22 protein-coding genes and 1 pseudogene are annotated in these 24,817 nt (G+C 51.7%); 18 read left to right on the top strand and 5 right to left on the bottom strand.

Annotated elements, in window-relative coordinates; genetic code table 11:
* Window positions 1-11: 11 nt before the first annotated feature.
* From BZG23_RS11020 to BZG23_RS11040, 5 genes and pseudogenes are all read right to left on the bottom strand, one after another.
* A pseudogene (locus tag BZG23_RS11020) lies at window positions 12-1,514 on the bottom strand (inactive transglutaminase family protein); the annotation flags it as partial.
* A 9-nt stretch (window positions 1,515-1,523) separates the two neighbouring features.
* Window positions 1,524-2,312, bottom strand: coding sequence for an ATP-dependent zinc protease family protein (locus BZG23_RS11025; RefSeq protein WP_077578104.1), 789 nt, complete (start codon window positions 2,310-2,312; stop codon window positions 1,524-1,526).
* A 367-nt stretch (window positions 2,313-2,679) separates the two neighbouring features.
* Window positions 2,680-3,651 carry a tRNA 5-methoxyuridine(34)/uridine 5-oxyacetic acid(34) synthase CmoB gene (gene cmoB / locus BZG23_RS11030; protein ID WP_077606943.1) on the bottom strand — a complete coding sequence of 324 codons (972 nt, stop codon included), beginning with the start codon at window positions 3,649-3,651 and terminating at the stop codon, window positions 2,680-2,682.
* Between the two features lie 27 nt (window positions 3,652-3,678).
* Window positions 3,679-4,407: a carboxy-S-adenosyl-L-methionine synthase CmoA gene (gene cmoA, locus BZG23_RS11035; RefSeq protein ID WP_077578106.1), complete on the bottom strand. Its 729-nt coding sequence runs from the start codon at window positions 4,405-4,407 to the stop codon at window positions 3,679-3,681.
* 133 nt (window positions 4,408-4,540) lie between these two features.
* Complete coding sequence (locus BZG23_RS11040) at window positions 4,541-5,419, bottom strand: DUF72 domain-containing protein (RefSeq protein ID WP_077606944.1); 879 nt, start codon at window positions 5,417-5,419, stop codon at window positions 4,541-4,543.
* Window positions 5,420-5,675: 256 nt separating this feature from the next.
* Here BZG23_RS11040 and aspS point away from each other — a divergent pair, with 256 nt between their 5' ends.
* The 18 genes from aspS to ybgF all read left to right on the top strand — a co-directional run bounded on the left by aspS (window position 5,676) and on the right by ybgF (window position 24,628).
* Window positions 5,676-7,460: an aspartate--tRNA ligase gene (aspS, locus tag BZG23_RS11045; protein ID WP_077606945.1), complete on the top strand. Its 1,785-nt coding sequence runs from the start codon at window positions 5,676-5,678 to the stop codon at window positions 7,458-7,460.
* A gap of 184 nt (window positions 7,461-7,644) precedes the next feature.
* Window positions 7,645-8,391, top strand: coding sequence for a YebC/PmpR family DNA-binding transcriptional regulator (locus BZG23_RS11050; protein ID WP_046075359.1), 747 nt, complete (start codon window positions 7,645-7,647; stop codon window positions 8,389-8,391).
* Window positions 8,392-8,913, top strand: coding sequence for a crossover junction endodeoxyribonuclease RuvC (gene ruvC, locus BZG23_RS11055; RefSeq protein WP_077606946.1), 522 nt, complete (start codon window positions 8,392-8,394; stop codon window positions 8,911-8,913).
* Between the two features lie 532 nt (window positions 8,914-9,445).
* Window positions 9,446-12,343 carry a phospholipase effector Tle1 domain-containing protein gene (locus tag BZG23_RS11060; RefSeq protein WP_241837209.1) on the top strand — a complete coding sequence of 966 codons (2,898 nt, stop codon included), beginning with the start codon at window positions 9,446-9,448 and terminating at the stop codon, window positions 12,341-12,343.
* The gene (locus BZG23_RS11065; RefSeq protein ID WP_077606948.1) at window positions 12,336-12,956 is read left to right on the top strand and encodes a hypothetical protein; all 621 of its coding nucleotides are present in this window, start codon (window positions 12,336-12,338) and stop codon (window positions 12,954-12,956) included. Before BZG23_RS11060 ends, BZG23_RS11065 begins: the two co-directional genes overlap by 8 nt.
* 746 nt (window positions 12,957-13,702) lie before the next feature.
* Entirely contained in the window at window positions 13,703-14,332 is a 630-nt protein-coding gene (gene ruvA, locus BZG23_RS11070; protein ID WP_077606949.1) for a Holliday junction branch migration protein RuvA, read from the top strand.
* A 3-nt stretch (window positions 14,333-14,335) separates the two neighbouring features.
* Entirely contained in the window at window positions 14,336-15,349 is a 1,014-nt protein-coding gene (gene ruvB, locus BZG23_RS11075; protein ID WP_077606950.1) for a Holliday junction branch migration DNA helicase RuvB, read from the top strand.
* A 525-nt stretch (window positions 15,350-15,874) separates the two neighbouring features.
* Window positions 15,875-17,458: a cytochrome ubiquinol oxidase subunit I gene (gene cydA / locus BZG23_RS11080; protein WP_176719629.1), complete on the top strand. Its 1,584-nt coding sequence runs from the start codon at window positions 15,875-15,877 to the stop codon at window positions 17,456-17,458.
* Between the two features lie 11 nt (window positions 17,459-17,469).
* A complete protein-coding gene (cydB, locus tag BZG23_RS11085; protein WP_046075364.1) occupies window positions 17,470-18,606 on the top strand; it encodes a cytochrome d ubiquinol oxidase subunit II in 1,137 nt (378 codons plus the stop codon).
* Between the two features lie 15 nt (window positions 18,607-18,621).
* Complete coding sequence (gene cydX / locus BZG23_RS11090; RefSeq protein ID WP_021024361.1) at window positions 18,622-18,729, top strand: cytochrome bd-I oxidase subunit CydX; 108 nt, start codon at window positions 18,622-18,624, stop codon at window positions 18,727-18,729.
* On the top strand, window positions 18,722-19,018 hold the full coding sequence (locus tag BZG23_RS11095; protein WP_046075365.1) for a cyd operon YbgE family protein: 297 nt from the start codon (window positions 18,722-18,724) through the stop codon (window positions 19,016-19,018). The genes cydX and BZG23_RS11095 overlap by 8 nt, the downstream gene beginning before the upstream one ends.
* A 230-nt stretch (window positions 19,019-19,248) precedes the next feature.
* Window positions 19,249-19,656 (top strand): tol-pal system-associated acyl-CoA thioesterase, encoded by a 408-nt coding sequence (gene ybgC, locus BZG23_RS11100; RefSeq protein ID WP_077607014.1) that lies wholly within the window; start codon window positions 19,249-19,251, stop codon window positions 19,654-19,656.
* The gene (gene tolQ, locus BZG23_RS11105) at window positions 19,653-20,339 is read left to right on the top strand and encodes a protein TolQ (RefSeq protein ID WP_077606951.1); all 687 of its coding nucleotides are present in this window, start codon (window positions 19,653-19,655) and stop codon (window positions 20,337-20,339) included. Before ybgC ends, tolQ begins: the two co-directional genes overlap by 4 nt.
* 3 nt (window positions 20,340-20,342) lie before the next feature.
* Window positions 20,343-20,789 (top strand): protein TolR, encoded by a 447-nt coding sequence (gene tolR, locus BZG23_RS11110; RefSeq protein WP_077606952.1) that lies wholly within the window; start codon window positions 20,343-20,345, stop codon window positions 20,787-20,789.
* Window positions 20,790-20,798: 9 nt separating this feature from the next.
* Window positions 20,799-21,854, top strand: coding sequence for a cell envelope integrity protein TolA (gene tolA, locus BZG23_RS11115; protein WP_443216287.1), 1,056 nt, complete (start codon window positions 20,799-20,801; stop codon window positions 21,852-21,854).
* Window positions 21,855-21,961: 107 nt separating this feature from the next.
* Window positions 21,962-23,293, top strand: a complete 1,332-nt coding sequence (gene tolB, locus BZG23_RS11120; RefSeq protein WP_077578154.1) for a Tol-Pal system beta propeller repeat protein TolB — start codon at window positions 21,962-21,964, stop codon at window positions 23,291-23,293.
* A 50-nt stretch (window positions 23,294-23,343) separates the two neighbouring features.
* Entirely contained in the window at window positions 23,344-23,862 is a 519-nt protein-coding gene (gene pal / locus BZG23_RS11125; RefSeq protein WP_069361240.1) for a peptidoglycan-associated lipoprotein Pal, read from the top strand.
* A gap of 34 nt (window positions 23,863-23,896) precedes the next feature.
* Window positions 23,897-24,628 carry a tol-pal system protein YbgF gene (gene ybgF / locus BZG23_RS11130; RefSeq protein WP_077578113.1) on the top strand — a complete coding sequence of 244 codons (732 nt, stop codon included), beginning with the start codon at window positions 23,897-23,899 and terminating at the stop codon, window positions 24,626-24,628.
* The last annotated feature ends 189 nt before the right edge of the window (window positions 24,629-24,817 follow it).

Below are 24,817 nucleotides of genomic sequence, written 5' to 3' on the forward strand. Positions count from 1 at the left end.
TTATTACTCGGCTCCGCTAAGGGGCGGAAGCGCTTGAGTTCAGACAAGCGATAGCCCGTGTAATTACCCAGTAGCAAGATAAGTGCAAGGATAACCAGCTGCAGGCCAATAAAGTTAAAGGTGAGATGGCGAATCAAATCATTGGTCATCGCTAAATATACCAGTACGGCAGTGAGCAGTGAGCCGCCACCTTGAATCACCACTTCTTTGGCGCCTTCTTCTTCCCACAAAATCGACATCCGTTCAATCGTCCATGACAGAATGATCATCGGGAAGAAGGTAATGGTGAGCCCCTCCATTAAACCAATATGGAAGGCAATCACGCTAAAGACGGAAATAATCAGGATCACGGTAATAATCACTGCCGATATTCGTGCTACCAAGAGTAAATTGAGCCGCGATAAGTAGCTTCTGATCACCAGCCCCGTGCCCACAATCAACACAAAGCCCACGATACCGGTGATGAGCTGGGTTTGGACAAAGGCGACGGCAATGAGCACTGGCATAAAAGTACCAGAGGTTTTGAGCCCCACAATCACCCGCAAGAACACCACAATGAGCGCACCGATTGGGATCAGCATGATGGTTTTGAACATCGCCTGCTCTTCAATGGGCAAACTATGGATGGAGAAGTTGAGCAAGTCGTCGGCCGACACCTTGGCCGAGGTGGCCTGCTGCGGACTGATGTCTTGCGAAATAATGGAGAAGTGCACCTGGCTGTGCTCACCGCCTATCACTTCTAGCAGCGGCCCGCCATGCTGGTTCCATAACAGCGTGTTATCGTGATGGCCATTTTGTCCGCTAACTAAATCAAACAAGTGCCAGCGACTGTCTTGCCACACTTGCAACATGGGGGAAATGCTTTGGCGGCGCCGGCCATCTTCAAGCTCTAAACCGCCCACCACGCGCGCATGAATGCCTTCAAGAGCCAAGGTTTTGCGCAGCGCATCGGGTTTATCAAGCGTGTTGAGTAGCAGCGCCGCGTTTTGGCTATCAGGACTATTTAGCTGTTTGATGAGCTCACGGGTCAGGGTGATGTTATCGGCAGAGCGGGCACGAGCACGGTCAAGCAGCGCGAGTGCGGCGTTTTTCGCAGCATTATCCATGACAGGCGTGGCGACCACGTCATCCTCGGGCGGGGTCATGGTGTAGCGCGCGCTGTCATCAACCAGCATCTGGTTCTTAAAATAAAGCGTTTGCTCACCACTCGCTTGTCGAGCCGACCACTGTGCTTGGCGGCCATGCTCGGTATCTAGCAAGGAAAAACCGTACCCGGCCGATGAGGTGCTTTCATCAATCAGGGTCAAACCCGGCTGGCTGTCTGGCGCCGCCAAACTGATTTTGACCGGCCCGTCGTTGGCATCGAAATTGATTCTCGCCTCGATTTGCCACACTTGACGCGTTTCGTCAGCCAGCCATGGCACGCCATAGACAAAATGACGGTACGCGCTGAGTGCAATACCTGCGACAACTAAAAAGCCAATTAAAAAATAAAAAGGAACCCGTGAAACCATATCGATTACCTACTTGTTTTGGGGGGTGTCATCGCCTGGTTCCGATGGCGTGTCCGGCTGATATTGCGGATGAATATGGACTTGGCTGACATCAACCACCGCCAAGTCTTTAAAAAATTCGCGGCCGAGCAGCACTGGGTATTCCATGTTGGTGCGATCGGCGAGGGTGAATTCGGTTTTTTCATGGATGTTACCGACACGAATCCAGGCTTCGACCACTGGGCGGCGCTCAGTGCTATCGCTAGACGATTGACGGATACGCACCCAGCGCTTCACCGGCATTTCCATGATCACTGGCTGATCGCTGTTTTCACTATGATTGACGTTGAACTTGACCCAGGTATCGCCGTCACGCTCAAACTCTTGGATATCCACCGCGTTGAGTGAAGACGTTTCGGCACCGGTATCCACACGGGATTGGAAGGTGTTTTCGACCGCATCAAACCAGACAAATTCGCGTCCACCGAGAATAATCTTGCCGTCGTTAACCGGCACCCGCACCACCTTTTCTTTCACTTTGACGTCAGCGGTGTCGGTCGCCACATTGGCGTAAAGCTTGGCTTGGGTACGCTGAATCACGGTCAGTTGGCTTTCGAGCGCACTCACTTTGTCGGCCAACTGATTTAACGCTGTGCCATGTTGAGCGAATGTCTCGGTGAAAGTTTGTTGTTGCTGCTGGTGTTGGGCAGCCAGGTTATCAAATTTACTGAGCGTTTCCTGGTGTTGGTGCTGCGAGGTTAATGTGCAGCCGGACACCGTAAGTAAAAGCGCACTGATCAGTGAGCAACGAAATAGCATCTAAATCTCCACAGCGTAAGAAGGGTTGCGGCTAGCCATGTCACAGGCAGTAAAGCGCTGATCGCGACGGCGAGGGCAAATTCTAAAGGATGCGACAAAGATGGGTAGGGGGATTCTGTCAAATGTTAGTCAGAATTGACTAAACGCTGATTTAATCGACGGTAATAAAGCAAAGTCGTTAGCAAACAAGCACTCAGGCGGTGAAATAAAACACAGCCGTCAATACATGCGTCGCGATTGCGAGCGTGGTGTCAGCGTCAGGTGTGAGGTCGGTAAGCGGCGTTCACCGCCATGTTCACCCTTATCACCGCCCAGTGAGGCGGCGAGTAAGGGCGGTGGTATGGGGGAGCGGTGTCCGGGCTGTTGTTTAATCCGGGTTGCGAGCCACTAAGATCGCGCGTTTGGGGGCCGGATACCCTTCGATGGTTTGCGCCGGATCATCTGGGTTGAGGTACTCAGGCAGCGAGTTATGGGTCATCCACTCGGTACTGCGCTGCTCATCCGTGGTGGTGATGCACTCGTCGACAATACGCACATCGACAAACCCGACTTTCTCCAGCCACACTTTTAACGCACGGGCAGACGGGAAAAAGTAGACGTTACGCATTTGAGCATAACGACCGGCAGGCACCAATACCGCGTTTTCATCGCCATCGATAACCAAGGTTTCCAGCACCAGCTCGCCATCTTTACGCAATTGATCTTTGAGTTGCATCAGATGATCGAGAGGGGAGCGGCGGTGATACAACACACCCATACTGAACACGGTGTCGAACGCGCGTAGCGCAGGCAGTTTTTCAATCCCTAAAGGCAGCAGGTGCGCACGCTGATCGTTACCCATCAAGCGACGAATGGCGTCGAATTGCATCAAAAAGAGCTCGGAGGGGTCGATGCCCACTGTCAGTGCGGCCTCTTCACCCAACATGCGCCACATGTGGTAGCCATTGCCGCAACCGACATCAAGCACATACCGCCCTTTTAGCGGCGAGATATGCGGGAGTACGCGATCCCATTTCCAATCTGAGCGCCACTCTGTATCAATATCAATGCCGTGTACCTGGTACGGGCCTTTGCGCCAAGGGTGCAAGGTACGCAATAAGTTTTCTAATTTTTTGCGCTCGCCATTAGGTAAGCTACTGTCATCACCAATACGCACTGCGTCTTTCAGCTCAACCGTCTCGGGCGCGGTGGTTGGTATCTTGTTGAGCACTTTTATCCACTTGGGCATATCGCCATGCGGCTGGTTTTGCCACTCGGCTAATTGTGCTGGCAACACCTCGAGCCAATGGCTTAGACGGTTTTTGGCGATCAGCTGATAAAAATCGGAAAAATCAAACATCAGATTACTCGTACTGTCAGGCTCGTCTTACTTAATCGCGAGCATCGAACCAAAGTTAAAACACTGGAACCACATGGCGACGCTGCTAAAGCCAATGGCATGGAGCCGCGCTTGGTGGGTGGCAATACTGTCCGGGCGCATGACATTCTCCAGTGCACTGCGCTTTTGGCTGATCTCAAGCTCGCTATAGCCATTGGCACGCTTGAAATCGTGGTGTAAATCGATCAGCAATTCATTGGCGGTTTCGTCTTCAAAGCGGTACTTTTCGGACAGAATCAGGATCCCACCTGGCTTCAAGCCTTGATAAATGCGAGTGAGTAGGGCTTGGCGATCGTCAGGGCTTAAAAATTGTAGGGTAAAATTGAGCACCACCATCGAGGCATTGGTTATCTCGACATCGCGAATATCGGCTTCGCGAACCTCAACATCGGCGGCGCCGCGATACGCGTTAACATGCAAGCGACAACGCTCAACCATGGCTTGTGAGTTATCCACCGCGATGATTTTGCAGCTGTCATGAGGAATATGGCGACGCATCGATAAAGTGGCAGCACCCAGCGAACAGCCAAGATCGTAAATATGACTATCAGGCGCAGCAAAACGCTTGGCCAGCATGCCGATGGCCGAAATAATATTGCTGTAACCCGGTACCGAGCGCTGGATCATATCCGGGAACACCTCAGCGACATTTTCATCGAAGGTGAAATCGCCCATTTTTTCGATAGGCGCTGCGAAAATTTTATCCTGATTAGCCATGTAAGCCCCTACAAATCAGCCAAGCTGGCAGGCTTTCGTGCGTTTTGCACCCAAAGCTTGCCACAAAAGCGGCGTATTGTAGTGAATTTTTCTGCGTCTGTCTGCACGGTGAGAACGCGTGCTAGCGGCGAGATTAAAACAACGCGCCCTGTTGACTTTGTGCGGCGCGCGTGACGGAAGCCAGTGGCGTTGATAAATCAAGACGTTGATATAACTGGGCGGCCAACGCAGGGGCCTGATCGTTATCTGAGGTATGAATCATTAAATAGGGCGTTTTGCCCGCGGCTATCCATTGAGATAAGCGTGAGATCCAAGGGTCAAAAAACGCGGTGTTTTCGGGCAAATCAGGATGGCCAATAAAACGCACCATGGGCGCTGCGCTGGTGGCGATGGCATGCACGGGCACCCGGGGCTTTTTCTTTTGCGCATCAATAATGGCAGGGGTGTCGGGTTTGGCCGCAAATACCGGGCGACTGTCCATAATTACACGGTTGGCGTTATGATCGATCAACAGTCGGTTGAGCGCTTTTTCTGCGTCGCCTTTGGCAAAAAAGGCCGGGTGACGCACTTCGACACCGATGGCCAAATCGCGCGGCAGCGTTGTAAGAAACGCGTCTAAGCTGGGCAACCCGTCTGGACCAAAGCGCGCTGGCAGTTGAATCGTCCACTGGCCAATATGGTCATGGAGCGGGGCCATCAGCTTAATAAAGTCCGCGGTTAAGTCTTGCGCATGACGCAGCTGGCATTGATGGGTAATGGTTTTCGGCAGCTTAAAGGTAAATTGAAAACCGTCTGGAATGGCGGCCGCCCAATTATTCACCGTTTGCGGCGAGGGGGAGGCGTAAAAGGTCGTGTTGCCCTCGACGGTATTAAACACCTCGGCATAACGGGCTAAGCGCTCGCCCGACTTGGTGCCTGGCGGATAAAAGTGATGCTGCCAACTGGGATGAGACCATTGCGTCAGCCCCAACCGCAGGGGTGGAGAGGGGAGTTGGTGTAATAAGGAGGTCATGCCCGTGCTGATGCGTTGCGAACCAATAAAGTAATAGCCTAAAAGGATTTGGATAAAAAAACTATCGGTTTTAAGTGCGATCGCTTTACCAAGAGCGGGGCTTTTCCTTTATAATGGCAGGTCTTTGACAGTAACGGCACTCATGGGGGCGTACCGTCAGGTACGACAGACGCTGTTACCCGAATTCCCCTCAGTATTTGGCAGGCTTGTGCCCCAGGGGGCAAGCGGAATCATCAGAACAGATCAGGAATAATCTATGCGCACCCAATATTGTGGTCACCTGAATAAAGCCCACGTCGGGCAAGAAGTAAGTCTTTGTGGTTGGGTTAACCGCCGCCGTGATTTGGGCGGCTTGATTTTTATCGACATGCGCGACCGTGAGGGTCTGGTGCAAGTTGTGATTGACCCTGATATGGGTGATGTTTACGAGCAAGCAAACAAATTGCGTAACGAATTTTGCCTGACCATCCGTGGTGAAGTGCGTGCGCGTCCAGAGAGCCAGATCAACAGTGATATGGCCACAGGCGAAGTCGAAGTGGTGGCGAAAGGGTTGGAGATCATCAACCGAAGTGCGCCGATGCCGATTGACTTTAACCAGTTTATTTCCGAAGAGCAGCGCCTGAAGTATCGCTACCTTGACTTGCGCCGCCCTGAAATGAGCGATCGAATTAAACTGCGTGCTAAAGCCACCAGCTTTGTCCGTCGTTTTCTTGATGACAATGACTTTTTAGACATCGAAACCCCGGTACTCACCAAAGCGACCCCAGAAGGCGCACGTGACTACTTGGTGCCCAGCCGTGTCCACAAAGGTAATTTTTATGCGTTGCCGCAATCACCACAGCTGTTTAAACAGTTGCTGATGATGTCCGGGTTTGATCGCTATTACCAAATCGTGAAGTGCTTCCGTGATGAAGACTTGCGCGCCGATCGCCAGCCAGAATTTACACAGATTGATATCGAAACCTCATTCATGAGCGCCGACCAAGTGCGCGAGGTGACCGAGCAATTGATCCGTGAAATGTGGCAATCGCTGCTCAATGTGGACTTGGGCGCGTTCCCCACCATGAAGTATGAAGAAGCGATGCGCCGTTTTGGCTCCGATAAGCCAGATTTGCGTAACCCGCTCGAAATCGTCGATGTAGCAGACATCGTCAAAGGCGTAGAGTTTAAAGTGTTCTCTGGCCCGGCAAACGATGAGAAAGGCCGCGTGGCTGTGATTCGTGTGCCAGGCGGTGCCAGCTTGTCGCGCAAGCAGATTGATGAATATACCAACTTTGTTGGCATCTACGGCGCCAAAGGCTTGGCGTGGATGAAAGTCAACGACCGCGACGCCGGTTTTGATGGCATTCAATCGCCGGTGGCCAAGTTCCTCAATGCGGAAGTGGTAGAAAGCATTCTGTCACGCACTGAGGCGCAAACCGGTGACATTATCCTATTCGGCGCAGACAAAAAGTCGGTCGTGACGGAAGCGCTGGGCGCATTGCGTGTGAAGCTAGGCCTAGATCTTGAGCTTACCGACACCCAAGCATGGGCACCATTGTGGGTGGTTGACTTCCCAATGTTTGAGGAAGACGACGAGGGTAACTTGCATGCGATGCACCACCCGTTCACTGCGCCGACCGACGTGACACCTGAAGAGCTGGTGGCAAACCCGGCGGCGGCGAACTCTAACGCGTATGACATGGTGATAAATGGTTACGAAGTGGGCGGTGGCTCGGTACGTATCCATAACCCAGAAATGCAAGCCGCGGTGTTTGAAACATTGGGCATTGATGAGCAAGAGCAGCGCAAGAAATTTGGCTTCTTGCTGGATGCATTGAAATACGGTACCCCACCACACGCAGGTCTGGCGTTTGGTATGGATCGCCTGGTGATGTTGCTATCCGGCACCGAGAACATTCGTGACGTGATTGCCTTCCCGAAAACCACCGCAGCAGCATGCTTGATGACTGACGCGCCAAGCCTTGCTAATGACGCGGCGCTTGAAGAACTGGCGCTGAGCATTACCGCAGCGGCAGAGCAAAACGAACACAGCGAATAGATTCGCCTGATGACGGGCAAGCAGCCTTGCCCGTCTTATCCTTGCGACTGATAGCTGCCGTCACCAGGCGGTCGTATCAAGGCGCAAGGTCAATGTCTCAACGCGCCTCAGACTGAAAAGCCAAGGCGCGTTTTTTCTTATTACTCCTTTCACGTGAGGGGAGCGCAAAAAACGGAGAGTCGATATGGCAGGTCACAGTAAGTGGTCGAACATTAAACACCGTAAAGCCGCTCAAGACGCGAAGCGCGGTAAGATTTTCACCAAGCTTATCCGAGAAATTGTGGTGTCAACCAAAGAGGGTGGCCCCGAGGCGGAAACCAATCCACGCCTGCGTGCCGCGGTGGATAAAGCGCTGTCAAATAACATGACACGCGATACCATCAACCGTGCGATTTCACGCGGTGCGGGCGGCGAAGGTGACGAGAACATGGAAACCGTCATCTATGAAGGTTATGGCCCTGCGGGCACGGCGGTGATGGTGGAGTGCATGACCGATAACCGCAACCGTACTGTGTCAGGTGTGCGCCATGCGTTTTCAAAATCCGGTGGTAACCTGGGTACCGATGGCTCAGTCAGCTTCTTATTCGATAAAAAAGGGGTGATCACCTACCCATCCGGCCTTGAAGAAGATGCGGTGATGGAAGCGGCACTCGAAGGCGGCGCGGACGATGTGGTCACCTATGACGACGGTTCAATGGATGTGTACACCACCCCCAATGACTTTGGCTATGTGAAAGATGCCTTAGATAAAGCTGGGTTTGAAGCTGAGCGAGCGGAGGTGACTCAGGTGCCATCCACCAAAGCGGAGTTAGATGCAGACACGGCACCGAAGCTGCTGCGCTTGATCGATATGTTAGAAGACCTTGACGATGTGCAAGAAGTCTACCATAACGGTGATATCTCGGACGAAGTGGCAGCGAGTTTAAGCTAAATGGCAGTGATACTGGGGATTGACCCAGGTTCGCGGATCACCGGTTATGGGGTGATCCGCCAACATGGTCGGCATCTTGAATATCTCGGTAGTGGCTGTATTCGCACCGAGACAGACGACTTACCCGGTCGACTGAAACATATCTATGCAGGGGTGAGCGAAGTCATCACCCAGTTTCAACCGGATAATTTTGCCATTGAGCAAGTGTTTATGGCCCGCAACGCGGATTCAGCGCTTAAACTGGGGCAATCGCGCGGCAGCGCCATTGTTGCGGCGGTAAACGCCGATTTACCGGTGTCTGAATATGCCGCGAGGCTTATCAAGCAAGCAGTGGTGGGGAAAGGCAGTGCGGATAAAAAGCAAGTCCAGCATATGGTCACCCACATGTTAAAGCTCAGCGCCACCCCGCAAGCCGATGCCGCCGATGCCCTCGCGGTTGCCATTTGCCATGCCCACACCAATCACACCCTCATCGCCATGGCCGGCAAAGCCAACGCCGCCCGCCGCGGCCGGTATCGATGATACCATTGGCGTAGGTGAGACAAGCCCCAGGCATAGTGTTGGGTATGTGCAAATTGCCAACGGTCGCCTGTCACGTTCGATGCCAAATTTGACCACAATGTCGGAGGCGCCGTGCAACGGGCGCGCGTCGGCTTGGGTATTCAGGATTAACATCGCACTGGCGCTTTTCCGACCTACGCCCGATTTATATATCGGTGGTCATATTTAATTTCGATGATCCCATTGGCGTAGGTGACACAAGCCCCGGTACTATGTCAACAATAATGCACTATGCTACCTGGGCGCCTGTCACGTTTGGCGCCAATGTTGACCACGATGTCCGATGGCGCCGTGCAACGGGCGCAACGGCTATCCGCACGTATGATCCCTCCTGTTATCCGATCTTGCACGCATTTCACAGTTTAGCCAGTGCTAACCTAACGATGACAACAAACCTATCCAAAAATCTGGCCCGTTGCGTAGAATGATCCGCCATGATTCTTGGCAGGCGGACAATGCGGTGGGTTACAAACTAGTTCGATTGACTGAACTTATGGCTTATGAGTTTGGGCAAGTAGAGGGCGATACTGAGGCGCTGAATGAGCGAGACCTTGATGGAGTGATGCCCGATGGGGTGAGCTTTTCACAATTCAAAGAAAAGCTTGATAGCGGTGAATTTGCCCTGTTGGCTGACCCCCCAACGCGGCCCGCGATGGTGCATGATAATACGAATAAGGTTTGGTCCCTCTCGCCAGACACTGAAACGACCCTCTCACCACAAGCCCGTTCAGCACTTGCCGCCCGAGCCAATCAGTCTGGCAGTGCGGTCGGTGGCGCGAGTGGCTCCGGCGGTGCGAGTCACAGTTCGCATGCCGCAACCAATATCGAAGACACCTATGTGCCGGAACCGGTAAAACCTGACCGTTCAGATGCGCCACCGCCACTTAAGTACGAGTACTGTTTTGAGATTGCCAGCTCGGACAAGGTCTTTAGCAAGACAGTCGGGGGTAAATTTGAGTTAGCCAAAACACAACAAGAAGGCGTGAAGGGTGATTGGCAAACCGCGCGCACTGAACACGGCACTAAGTACACTACGTATACCGCATTCAATGAGCCCAAAAAGCTTGTTGCCAAAATAGCATCAGCGTCAATGGGCATCAGCGTGCCCGAGCCCGTGCAGATGAAGCCGATTGGCTCTGGAGTAATCCAAGAAGCCTTTATTCCTGTAACCCCCTCCGTTCAACTCGGCGAGCGACTAGGCTTACCCACCGAAGGCTATTACTACCACTTTTATCAAAAGCGCTTAGTGCAGGAGTACAAGCTGCTGGGTGATGGCAAATGGCAGTTTTTCGCCACGCGCTCTAAACATGACAGACTCAACCAGGAGCAAGGTTTTAATCGTTATCAAAGCGCGCTCTTGGTGTACTGGAAGATTGGCGGGAAAGAAGTCGAAGACCAACATCTTGTCTATCTCGAAGAACCTATCACGCGTGACTTGCTTGATAATCTAGACGAAGAATGGCTAGCAGAAAACGGCGTAAAGCTATCTATCAGCGATTTACTCGCCGCCCCTAAGCAAACCGTTGCTAATCGAGACGACTCTCCGGCAAATGCGGATAGCGATAAAACTGGTGACTCAGCGCAACCATTAACCCATACCGTAAAGTTTGATCCGACTACCCGCCAACGTGAATCATGGCCTGCTATTGCCGAACAATATGGCTTGTCCGCTAAGCAGCTGTTGGAATTGAACCCACATTATGACGCTGAACCGATGTCGTTAGCGGTGGGTGATAGCCTAACGGTTAGTCAGCCGACGGAGAAAAAGCAAACTCAAACCGCTTCTTACGGCTTTCCACCCATATCTCCAGATTGGTTCAATCATCCATTAAATACGTTTTACGACTACAGCGAGCGTTGTTTACTTAATTCTGCTGTTAAAGCAATCAGCGATGAAAAAACAGTCGAAAAAGAGCTTCCAGTCGTCAACCTAAAACGCGAACGGACACTGCGTATTGGGGTTTTCTTTGATGGTACGGGGCAAAATAGCCCTAATGATGAATACAAAGAGACGTACGGCAATAAGTCGCGTACCAATATTGCTCGCCTATTTGAAGCGTACCCAGAACAAGATGGCCAATCAGCTAAAATTTATGTATCTGGGGTCGGCACAGTGGATGATATTCCGATTATTCCCGGAGAGCGTAACCCAACCATTGATGCGGGTGGTGATGAAAAACTCTTCCCTGGACAAGCTTTTGGCGTGTTTGATGACACTGGTGGATTGTGGAAGTGGCAAACACTGTTAAAAGAAGTTAACGGCATTATTCGCCGACTTGGAACCGAATATCATAAAATCAATCACATTCAGTTTGATGTGTTTGGGTTCAGCCGCGGTGCCGCATTGGCAAGGCATTTTGTCAATGCACTAGAGGCCGGTTTTCCTGACTATAGCAATCCCGAAAGAAGCAAAAATCCTAGCGAGATTTATCCAAACTTACTAGGCAATGAGAGCTATAAGCGGTTTGATTCCCTATCCGATGAATTTTATGCGGCAGATACACAGCGCCGTATTTCTGTTCGTTTTGTGGGCCTTTTTGATACCGTAGGCTCATTTTATATGCCCGGTAACAATGACGAAGGGGAATATAAGCTTGGCCTCAAACCAAATGCGGCAGAAAAAGTATTCCAGATTTGTGCACAGCATGAGTACCGTGAGAACTTTCCATTAACCTCGTTAGGGAAAGGCCACACCGAGGCGGTTGCCTTCAGTGACGGTATTTTCTGTCAAGAAGTGTTCCCCGGCTGTCACACTGATATTGGCGGTGGCTACCCATCCAAAAAACAATATGGCAGGACAGACCTACCAGCACGCCTCAATCAACCTGTAGACTCCACTTATCATAGAAAGCTTACCCACAAAACATCACTTTATGATAAGTATCAATCTGATATTCAAAAATTTAAATCAGCCCATGAACTTGCCGCCTATGCCCAACGGAAGCTTGCGCAAGAGAATCTAACTTGGCAACAACAGACACGAGAAGAGCACAGTATTCATGGTGAAGTTAAGCTCGTCAACGGTGAGCTACATTACTACCATTTTATCCCAACCAGCAATGCACTGGCAGGGCTCACTTTTGAGCGGATGAAACAGCAAGCCGAAAAGCAAGGAGTTCGATGGAGAGAGGATTTGATTGAACTCCCTGAAGACTACTTAACCGACAAACTAACTAAGGGCATATATACAAATATCAAACAAAAACCTATCGGGTGCATCTCTATGTCTCACTGGCAACAATATCAAGACGCTCTTTTGAGTGGCTACGTTCATCGTCCACATGATGCACTTATAAACCCGGGGTACGRAAGTGCAATCGAGAGGTTCGTTAACGCATTGAGCCTCGACAGTAATAACCAACCCAAACGTCAGGTATTCAGTAATGATTAAATGGGCAGCCCTTTTATCTTGTTTACTATTGATTCCCTTAAGCGGGTGTGAGCCTGAACCTTATACCGCTGAGGTCGGATTTACTAATGGCAGCACCTCCGGAGAACATGGTGTAAAAAAAATGGTAATCACCACCCAATCAGGCGGAAAGGCTAATTTTGCAATGGGGGCCGTCAGTGGCTATCCAGGAGCTCATTCGTCTGGTGGACGTATGGATGCGCCCGCTTACATTGAGGGTCACTGGGCTAAAGGATGGGAGTATCCTTTCAAGTCATATCACCGCATATCTGCACCCATTCCAGATAATGCCGAAGCCAAAATGAAAACAATGGATAATTACTACCAAAATTTCGACCGTGACTATGGTTCGATGGAGGTGATTGTTGATGGCCCTAGAGTACGGGTCTTCTACTCAAAATCGTGCATTGATATGTACGATGACTGTACGCCTAAACAGGGAGCAGACCCAAACGGATGGGTCGTTCGTTCACCTAAAAATCAGACTGATGTGGTCGTTCTCTTTGATGGCAAAGGCGAATCTTCTTCGACTCCTTTTCCAAACACCTTTTTTGCCGATTTGGAAAAGCGTAAAAAAGCGAGTTTATCTGAGTAGGATGAGGGGCGACACAAGCCCCGGCACAACGATGGATAGGTACACATTGCCAACGGGCGCCTGTCACGTTCGATGCCAATTTTATCCACGATGTCGGAGGCGCGCGGCGGAAATCACACCAAGCTTGCGCGATCGAGAGGGCGCTTGTCCGACCTACGCCTGATTGATATATCGGTGGTGTCATCGGCTACGATTACTCGTTCCCACGCTCCTGCGTGGGAATGCAGACGGAATTTGAGCCATGATCAGAGGGCGTGACAAAACCATCGAGCCGCACTTCCGACGCCTAGTTATACATCGCTGGTGCCATTGGTGTAGGTGACACAAGCCCCAGGCATAGTGTTGGGTATGTGTAAATTGCCAACGGGCGCCTGTCACGTTCGATGCCAAATTTAACCCCGATGTCGGAGGCGCGCGTCGGCTTGGGTATTCAGGATTAACATCGCACTGGCGCTTGTCCGACCTACGCGATATTTAGGATTTTTGAATACAGAGCGCTTCGCTTACAGAATACGGGAAGAGCAGGAAGTAGTGCCTAGGTCCTAGGAACCTAGGCACTAGGCACTTTTTATACAGGGACAGGCACGTTACGCTTTTCCGTAATCCGTAATCCGTAATCCGTAATCCGTAATCCGTAATCCGTAATCCGTAATCCGTATTCCGTATTCCGCCCGTCGTCAATCCGACTGGATATAGATCCAGTTATTCTTTATCCTTGGGGCAAAGTAACAAACAGAGACGCGATTGTGATAGGCCGATTACAGGGAACCCTGATAGAAAAGCAACCTCCTGAGATTTTGATCGATGTGAACGGCGTCGGCTATGAAGTGAGTATGCCGATGAACTGTTTGTATCAATTGCCGGAGGTGGGTGAAACCGCTACCGTTTACACGCATTTTGTAGTGCGTGAAGATGCGCAACTTCTCTATGGTTTTAGCGGTAAACGTGAGCGAGCGCTGTTTCGGGAAGTGATCAAGGCCAATGGCGTGGGACCTAAACTGGGGTTAGCGATTTTATCGGGGATGACGGCTAACCACTTTGTCGACAGTGTCGAGCATAATGATGTCTCGACCCTGGTGAAAATCCCCGGGGTGGGTAAGAAAACCGCGGAACGTTTGGTGATTGAAATGCGCGACCGGCTTAAAAACTGGGAAGCGTTCGATCTCTTTACCCCGCACACGGATGCCGTGACGGCTGAGGGCGCAGCCCTACGCGCAGCGCCAACCACGATTTCGTCTGCCGCGGATGAGGCGGTGAGCGCCTTGGTCGCGCTGGGTTATAAAGCGGCACAGGCTGAAAAAGTGGTTAAACAAATTGCAACTGATGACATGAGCAGCGAAGACGTCATTCGTCACGCGCTGCGCTCAATGGTGTAACCCATGATAGAAGCTGATCGTTTAATCTCGGCGCAAACCACCCCTGACCGGGAAGAAGAGGTGATCGACCGCGCGATTCGTCCTAAGTTATTGGAAGACTACCAAGGCCAAAATCACGTCCGTGATCAGATGGAAATCTTTATCCATGCCGCGCGCAAACGCCAAGAAGCGCTCGATCATCTATTGATTTTTGGCCCGCCAGGTCTGGGTAAAACCACCTTGGCCAATATTGTTGCCAATGAAATGGACGTCAATATTCGCACCACGTCAGGCCCTGTATTAGAAAAAGCCGGCGATCTGGCCGCCTTGCTCACCAACCTTGAGCCTCATGATGTGCTGTTTATTGATGAAATCCATCGCTTAAGCCCAGTGGTAGAAGAAGTCTTGTACCCCGCGATGGAAGACTATCAGCTGGATATCATGATTGGTGAAGGGCCTGCCGCGCGGTCAATCAAAATCGATTTACCCCCGTTTACCCTGATTGGTGCCACCACCCGCGCCGGCTCGCTGACATCGCCCTTGCGTGACCGTTTTGGCATTACCCAGCGCTTAGAGTATTACAGCGTGGGGGATCTAACCGGTATCGTGAAACGCAGTGCACATTGTTTGGCGTTATCAACTGATGAGGAAGGGGCGATGGAAGTGGCGCGCCGTTCTCGCGGTACGCCACGTATTGCTAACCGCTTACTCCGTCGTGTGCGTGATTATGCTGAAGTAAAAGGCACGGGTGACATCGGTGCTGACATTGCTCAGCGCGCGCTCGATATGCTTGATGTTGACAGCCAAGGGTTTGACTACATGGATCGCAAACTACTCAATGCCATTATTGAGAAGTTTGATGGCGGGCCGGTGGGGCTCGATAACTTGGCGGCGGCGATTGGTGAAGAAAAAGACACCATCGAAGATGTGATTGAGCCTTATTTGATTCAACAGGGCTACCTGCAACGCACACCACGTGGCCGAATTGCCAGCCAGCGTGCGTATCTGCATTTTGGCTTTGATTTGCCGAAAACCTAATCAGATAGACTGCGCTGAAAATCCTCGCAAACCTTAATCAAGATCAAGACGTTTTTTGCTAAAACTGCCCCATTGGCCGACAACCAATGGGGTTTTTTGATCTAGATTAAGGTTATGTAGCACGTGAGCCCTTATCGTAACCCCATCTGCTGGCGGTTGCCGGTGACAAGGCAATGAGAGATGGCTTCCGTTAATGCCGCCGTCTCGCCTAGTTTCTTCGTGGTTAATCACAGTTTTGTCTCTCGGTTGGTTCGTCTTGCTGTTTTTGCAGCCGAGTCGACAAACCGAGCAAAACACGATTAACACCCAATTGTTGCGCCTATAATATTAGTTATACCTTAATTAGATAAAATTTAACTATAGAATAACCTTGGTGTTTCAACTGTGTAACATGCAAGCAGTCAATTAAGAAGTGTGTAGCTTTCCCCGCGCCAGCCAGCTGTTTTGACTGCCGTGCAGGGTGAGAAAGTAAAACGAGCGATACGCCAGTATCGGCACCGAAAGCGGTGTAAAGGAGTGACCATGATTACCGATATCGTCGATTTATCGCGGCTGCAGTTTGCGCTGACCGCGATGTATCACTTCCTATTTGTTCCCTTAACGTTAGGCATGGCATTTTTGCTGGCCATCATGGAATCGTTATACGTGATGACCGATAAGCAAATCTATAAAGACATGACCAAGTTTTGGGGCAAACTCTTTGGGATTAACTTTGCGCTCGGTGTAGCAACCGGCCTCACCATGGAGTTCCAGTTCGGAACCAACTGGGCCTACTATTCCCACTATGTCGGGGACATTTTTGGCGCCCCGCTTGCCATTGAAGGGCTGATGGCCTTCTTCCTTGAATCCACTTTTGTGGGCCTGTTCTTCTTTGGTTGGGATCGTCTCAGTAAGCGCCAACACTTGGTCACTACCTGGCTGGTGGCATTAGGCTCTAACTTTTCTGCGCTATGGATTTTGGTGGCCAACGGCTGGATGCAAAACCCCGTGGGCTCAGAGTTTAACTTTGAAACCATGCGCATGGAGATGGTGAGCTTTGCCGACGTGGTCTTTAACCCCGTCGCACAGGTGAAGTTTGTTCACACCGTTGCCGCTGGCTATACCACAGGGGCGATGTTCATCCTTGGTATCAGTGCTTACTACCTGCTCAAAGGCCGTGATATTGCCTTTGCCCGCCGCTCGTTTGCGATTGCTGCCTCGTTTGGCATGGCGGCCATTTTATCGGTAATCATCTTAGGTGATGAGTCCGGGTACGAGCTGGGTGATGTACAAAAGGTCAAACTGGCAGCGATTGAGGCCGAGTGGCACACCGAAGAAGCGCCAGCGGCGTTCACCGTGGTGGGGCTGCCGAATCAAGAGACCATGCAGACCGATTATGCGATCAAAATCCCTTATGCGATGGGGATCATTGCCACGCGCTCACTGGATAAAGAAGTGACAGGCTTAACCGATTTGATTGCTGAGCATGAAACCCGCATCCGCAATGGTATGCAGGCGTACGCATTGCTGGAAAAACTGCGTGCCGGCGAGAAATCACCAGAAACCAAAGCCGCGTTCAATGAAGTGAAAAACGACCTCGGTTATGGCTTGCTCCTTAAGCCGTACACCGACAAGGTGGTGGATGCGACTGAAGGGCAAATTCAGCAAGCCGCGCAAGACTCTATCCCGCAAGTGGCGCCTTTGTTCTGGAGCTTTAGGATCATGGTAGCGTGCGGCTTTGCGATGCTGTTTATTTTTGGCATGGCGTTCTGGCAAACCTGTCGCCAGCGTATCGATGAAAAACCATGGCTACTGAAGCTTGCGCTGATTGGTATTCCTCTGCCATGGATCGCCTGCGAAGCGGGTTGGTTTGTTGCCGAATACGGTCGCCAGCCTTGGGCGGTGGGGGAAATCCTCCCCGTGCACGTGGCCGCATCGAATCTGGCCGCTGGCGATATTATTTTCTCGATGGTGGCGATTTGCTCGCTCTACACCGTTTTCCTCGTCGCTGAGCTTTATCTGATGTTCAAGTTTGCCCGCCTTGGGCCCAGCAGCCTCAAAACCGGCCGCTACCATTTTGAACAAAAAGGCAATCCAGAAGCGGATTTCAGCCGCCAGATTGAAGCATAAGGAGAGAGAGCATGTTTGATTATGAAATGTTACGCCTGATCTGGTGGGTACTGATCGGTGTGTTACTGATCGGCTTTACCGTCACTGATGGCTTTGACATGGGGGTGGGCGCCTTGCTCACCCTGATCGGCAAAACCGACAGTGAACGTCGGGTAATGATTAACGCTGTCGCGCCCCACTGGGAAGGAAACCAAGTCTGGTTAGTGACCGCAGGCGGGGCATTATTCGCCGCTTGGCCGTTGGTGTATGCGGTTTCCTTTTCTGGTTTTTATATCGCGATGGTGGTCACACTGGCGGCGCTTTTCTTCCGTCCCATGGGCTTTGACTATCGCTCAAAAATCGATGACCCACGCTGGCGCACCGCATGGGATTGGGGCTTGGTGCTGGGGGGCTTTGTACCACCGGTCATTTTCGGGGTCGCCTTTGGTAACCTCTTACAAGGGGTGCCGTTCCAGCTTAGCGATCTCTTGATCCCAACCTACACCGGTGGCTTTTTTGCACTGCTTAATCCCTTCGCACTGGTGTGTGGATTGGTGAGCCTGTTTATGGTGGTGTTGCAAGGCGCAACCTGGTTGCAACTAAAAACTACCGATGCGCTGCATGTACGCGCACGTAATGTCGCGCAACTGTGTGCATTATTGACCACTGTACTCTTTGTGGCAGCAGGCTTCTGGGTACAAAATATAGATGGCTTTGTGGTGGTCAGTGAGGCGGCGAACCAAGCAGCCTCTAACCCACTGGCGAAAGAGGTCGCGGTACAAAGCGGCGCTTGGATGCGTAATTATCAAGCGATGCCAATCCTCTGGTTAGCACCACTGGTCGGCGCCGTCATGCCATTGTTGGCACTGCTGGCGTCACGTCTTGAGCGCGGAGGTTGGGCTTTCTTGTTCTCGAGTTTAGCCGTGGCGGGCGTGATTTTGACCGCGGGTATCGCAATGTTCCCCTTTGTGATGCCATCGAGCACTTTCCCGGGTCACAGCTTGACCATGTGGGATGCCACCTCCAGCGAGCTAACCTTGTCGATCATGACCATCGTCGCGGCGGTGTTTGTGCCGATTATCTTGGCTTACACCCTGTGGTGCTATATTAAAATGTTTGGTCGCTTAGACGCGCAATATATTGAAGACAACACCCATTCACTGTACTGATTAAGGAGCTTGCATATGTGGTATTTCACGTGGATTCTTGGTGTGCTGCTGGCATGCGCCTTTGGCATTATCAACGCCTTATGGTTGGAGCACACCGAAGCGATGGATCACGACAATGAGTGAGCGCCAACCTGCTCCCGTAGGCCAGCACTTTTCTGGCCTTTGGCGGCTGCTCTCATTGGCCAGTGCCCTGTGCTGGGGCGGCCAAGTAATGTGGGCGCCAGAAGCCTTTGCTCAGCGCATGGGCGGTGTCACGTTTCCGATGGGCGTGGGGCTGCTCTACGCGACCTGTGTCGGGGTGATCCATGCCGTCGGTTTCACGGCGCAAGGCAAATGGAGTCGATGGCTCACTTGGCCGCCATTCGGGTGGGGCGTATCTCTTCTGTTGCTCGCCTTGATGTGGCTGCGCTAGTTGAGCCAGGCGCTCGGTGAGTAAGCGCAAAGTGACAAACGAATGACAAAGGCACCCGAGTGGTGCTTTTTTCATCACTCTAGCGTGAGTAATTGCGTGTTTTTTGCAGCACATCACTTCTCGACGGCTTGATGGGCGACCAATGCGCCAGCCGCGCTGTCTCAGCATTTCTATACATCCACAACTTAGGTATAGTAATTGCCTATCGTAAACCGATCATGGGTAAAGACATGACAGAATCAACGCCGTTTCGCTGGCCGATTCGTGTGTACTATGAAGACACAGACGCCGGGGGAGTGGTTTACCACGCCAATTATCTCAATTACTTTGAGCGGGCACGCACTGAACTGTTGCGTGAGATCGGTGTCAATCAACAAGCGCTCTTTGCCGATCGCACCGCCTTTGTTGTGCGCCATATGGATATTGACTTTCACCGCGGTGCACGGCTTGATGATGCACTGGAGGTTGTCACCACAGTGTCAGCCATGGGGCGCGCCAGCATGACCTTTTGTCAAAGCTTGGTGAATTTTGATCAAAAAGCATTGTGTGCGGCGACGGTTAAGATAGCCTGTGTCGACCCAACAACCATGAAACCCAAATCGATTCCAACACAGATTAAATCGGAGATGATGACGTGACCGCTGAACTTTCCATTCTCGACCTGTTTTTGCAAGCAAGCTTGCTTGTCAAGGTAGTGATGCTGATATTACTGGGTATGTCAGTGGTATCTTGGGCGATGATCATCAAGCGCTCCAAGGTCATGCAGCACGCGTTTAGCAAAGCTGAACGGTTTGAAGACAGATTTTGGTCTGGGATCGATCTCTCTCAACTATTCCAAGAAGTGCAAGCGCGCAAAGACAATTTGACGGGTAGCGAGAAGATTTTTTACGCCGGCTTTAAAGAATTCGCGCGTTTGCATCGCAGCAACGACAAAGTGCCCGACGCCGTGATGGAAGGGACTTCGCGGGCGATGCGCGTGTCGTTATCAAAACAAGTGGAAGAGCTGGAAACCCATCTGCCATTTTTGGCGACGGTGGGGTCGATCAGCCCTTACATTGGCCTGTTTGGTACCGTATGGGGGATCATGCATGCCTTTATCGCCCTAGGCGCGGTAAAGCAGGCGACGTTGGCCATGGTCGCCCCCGGGATTGCTGAAGCCTTGGTGGCGACAGCCATGGGTCTGTTCGCTGCGATCCCAGCGGTCATGGCGTACAACCGCTTGACCGCCAAAGTCAGTAAGCTCGAGCATAACTACATGAACTTTATGGAAGAGTTCTCTAGCATTCTTCATCGTCAAGCGTTTGCGGCAACCCAGGAGTGATCCATGGCGTATCAACCTAAACGGCGCAAGATGACGGCGGAAATCAATGTTGTCCCGTACATTGATGTGATGCTGGTACTGCTGATTATCTTTATGGTGACCGCCCCATTTGTGACCCAGGGAGTGGATGTCGATCTGCCACAAACGGCACAAGCGAAAACCGCCGCAGAGCTGGCAGAAGAGGAAGACAGCGGCGCCTTTATCATTGTGGAAGTGGATAAAGACGGGCAATTAGGGCTCAGTGTCAATAATGGCGATATGACCCGCGGTTTGAGCTTGGAAGAAATTCTAGTACGCGTCAAAGCTGAGCTGCAGCTGAACCCCAAATCACCGGTGCTGGTGGGCGGCGATGGCCGGGTGCCTTATTCAGACATCATCCTGACGCTTGATGCATTAAACCAAGCTGGCGTGTCGTCGGTGGGCTTAATGACAGAGCCTTACGAGTCGTAGGTGAGGGTGATGAACGAGCCAAGCGATAAACCAACCCACAAAACGCAGGGCAAAGACTCGCTGATGCCCGCGCTGGCAATATCTGCCGTGTTGCACCTGGTCTTAGTGATTGTGCTGTTATGGGGGGCAGACTTTAGTTCTGACTCAACGCCAACCCCTAAAGCGGGTCGCGCGATTGATGCCACTGTCATTGATCCGGCGGTAGTGAATGCGCAGGCGAAGAAAATTCGCGAGCAACGCGATCAGGCTAAACGCGAAGAAGCGGAGCGACTCAAACGGTTAGAGCAGCAAGCGAAACGCCTTGAGCAACAACGTGAGCAAGAGGAGCAGCGCCTTCGCGAGGTAAAACGACAAAAGCTAGAAGCCGAGCGCCAAGCACGTGAAGAGCAAAAGCGAATTGCCGAGCAAAAGGCCAAAGCGCAAGAGCAAGCGCGTATTGCTAAGCAACAGGCCGAACAGGCCGAACGCGAACGTCAGCGTAAATTAGAAGAGAAGCGCAAAGCGGAACTCGCGGCGGAGAAAGCGGAAAAAGCACGGCAAGAAAAGCTTGCCGCGCAACGTAAAGCCGAGGAGGAAGCGAAAAAAGCCGAAGCCGAGCGACAGCGCAAGCTTGCCGAGCGTAAAAAAGCAGAAGAAGAGGCACGTAAAGCCGAACAAGCGCGCCAAGAGGCAGAGCGAAAAGCCCAGGAGGCGAAGCGACGACAACAAGAGCAAGAGGCGGCGCTGAACGATTTGTTCTCGGGCCTCGAGTCGGAAGCCAGCCAACGGCAAACCGCGCGCGGGCAATTTATTCAAGATGAAGTGGCGCGGTACGGCGCCATTTTTACACAAATGATCCAGCAACGGCTCATCGTCGATGATGGCTTAAGTGGCCAAGAGTGCGTGGTGAATATGCGCTTGTCACCGACCGGCCTGTTGCTTAATGTGGAAGAAAAGGCAGGCAATACGCGGCTGTGTCGCGCGACAAAAACCGCGGTGGCGTCTGTGTCTCAGTTTCCAATGCCGGAAGATGGCGACATTATTGCCAAACTACGTGATATTGAGTTGACCGTTAGACCTAACTAAACGACAGGATACCAAACATGATGGAAGTGAGCCCCTGCGGTGGCACAAGCAGTGTGACAAGCAAGAGTCAGGATCGTTTGCGAACATGGCGTATCGCCGCGGTTGTGATGCTTTTAGCCTGTCTGTCGATACTGACTCAACCGGCACATGCCGCGCTGAAATTGGTGATCACCGAAGGGGTGAATACCGCGCGCCCGATTGGCGTGATCCCGTTTCAATGGAAGGGACAAGGCGAATTGCCGGAAGATATTTCCGGCGTAGTCGGCTCCGATTTACGCCGCAGCGGTAAGTTCAACCCGCTGGCGGTCAGTGACATGCCGCAAACCCCATATAGTGATGCGGATGTAGATTACAACGCTTGGACCTCGCTGGGGGTGGATGCGGTGGTCACAGGCACCATTACTCCGACTTCGGACGGCCGCTATCAAATTGACTATCAGCTGATTGATATCGTTCGAGGGCAACTCACCGGCGGAGACAGCAAAGGCCTAGGCGCCGATGGTGAGTTGGTACAAACCGATGATCACTTACTCGTGAATAACCGCGCCACGGTCAAAGAGAGCGACTTGCGCCGCTATGCGCACCGTATTTCCAATATTGTTTATGAGCAGCTCACCGGCGAAAAGGGCGCGTTCTTAACGCGTATCGCTTATGTGGTGATTGATAAAGAAAACGACTACCCCTACCAGCTGCGTTTGTCAGACTATGACGGCTATAACGAGCGCTTGATCCTGCGTTCCAAACAGCCATTGATGTCGCCGTCTTGGTCACCGGATGGCCGACAGCTCGCCTATGTCAGCTTCGAAAATGGTCAGGCAGAAATCTTCATCATGAACATTTATACCGGCCAGCGCGAGAAAATTGCGTCATATCCTCGTCACAATGGATCGCCACAGTTTTCTCCTGATGGCAGCAAGTTAGCCTTGGTACTCTCCAAAACCGGTAGCTTGCAGGTGTATACCTTCGATTTGAACAGCAAAAAATTGACGCAAATTACCCACGGCCGTGCCAATAGCACCGAGCCATTTTGGGATCCTGATGGTAACTCGCTCATCTATACCTCTGACCGGGGTGGCAAACCACAGATTTATCGCGTAAATTTAGACGACGGAACTAGCCGACGGATCACGTGGCAAGGCAATCAGAACATGGGTGGGCAACTGACACCGGATGGCCGTCACTTGATTATGGTAAATCAATCATCGTCTGGCTATAACATTGCAAAGCAAGACTTAAACAGCGGGGCGGTGCAAATCCTAACCAAAACCTTGTTGGATGAGTCGCCAAGCATTGCGCCAAATGGCAGCATGGTGATTTACAGCTCGGTATATGGACGTAAGAATGTGTTGTCACTCGTCTCTGTAGACGGCCGCTTTAAAGCGCGGTTACCGGCAACCAACGGGCGCGTGCGTGCACCAGCCTGGTCACCTTACCTGTAGTTTTTTAATTTTAAACAACGTGCGCTAACTTTCTAGAAAAGGAAAATAGAATGCAAATCAATAAAGTACTGAAAGGTCTGGCGGTGGCACTGCCGATGTTTACTCTGGCTGCGTGTAGCTCACACGATAGCTCAACAGGCAGTGGTTCTGGCCAATCAACCAACCAAAACGGCACCACGGTTGTTTCTCCTGTTGACGGCCAAGGCTCAATGACAGAGCAACAAATTCGTAACCAAGAACTGCGTCAGTCGCAAACCGTTTACTTCAACTTTGACGACTCATCAGTACTGCCACAATACGAAGACATGCTGGATGCCCACGCCACTTACCTGCGTGCTAACCCAGCGATGGAAGTGGTCGTAGAAGGTCACGCTGACGAGCGCGGTACCCCTGAGTACAACATCGCACTGGGCGAGCGTCGTGCCGAAGCGGTTTCTAAGTACCTACAAGCGCTGGGCGTACCGGCGAGCCAGATCTCTATCGTGAGCTACGGTGAAGAAAAACCGTTGGTGCTTGGCCAAAGCGAAGAAGCTTACGCCAAAAACCGTCGTGCGGTATTGGTATACTAATCCAGCCTTTTGGTAATGGATAAAGGATATGACAATGAACAGTAACTCTGTGCGAACCCTCGCGCTGGCGTTACTGGTGAGTGTGGCAGCCCCCGTGGCTGCCACACCTGCTCCGGTGACAGAAGTAGGGGCGGGCGGCACCGCCGTCGATCGTTTAGAGCGCATGCTCCAAGCACGTAACCAAATGCAGCTGGATATGCAGCGCCAGCTTGACCAAATGGCGCAAGAGCTGAGCAATTTACGCGGCAACGTTGAGCGTAACAGCTATGACATTCAACAAATGGTTGAACGTCAACGTGACCTATATCGAGAAATCGACACCCTAAGAACAGCCAAGCAATCGGCCCCCGCAGAGCCAGAGAAAGCGCCAGAAGATAAGCCAGCGGTTAACTTCACTGCCGATCAAACCGAGAATGCAGCCTATGAAGCCGCAGTCAACCTGATCTTAAAAGAGAAAGATTACCAAGGCGCAACCAAGGCATTTAAAGCGTTCCTTTCAACATACCCAGAATCGGTATACACCGCTAATGCCCACTATTGGCTCGGCCAGCTCTATTTTTCCAAACGTAAGTTTGAACAAGCTAGCCAAGAATTCACGGCAGTGAGTGAGTTTGAAGACTCCAATAAACGTCCTGATGCCTTGCTTAAACTGGGTCTGATTGCACAAAAACAAGGTAACGGCGACCAAGCCAATCAATACTTCCAACAAGTGATTGATACCTACCCAGACTCAACCAGCGCCAAACAAGCCAAAAATGCGATGTAGGACGATGGTGCCATCGGCGACGGTGGTTCCATTGGCGACGATGACACACGGCGCGTTAAAACTTAATTTCGATGATGCCATTGGCGTAGGTGACACAAGCCCCTGCGAGATGTTGGATAGGCGCACATTGCCAATGGGCGCCTATCACGATTGGCGTTAATTTTTCGCTTTGATGTCGGAGGCGCCGTG

Origin of the sequence: Salinivibrio sp. ML290, from assembly GCF_001995695.1 — a bacterium.
GTDB classification, from domain to species: domain Bacteria; phylum Pseudomonadota; class Gammaproteobacteria; order Enterobacterales; family Vibrionaceae; genus Salinivibrio; species Salinivibrio siamensis.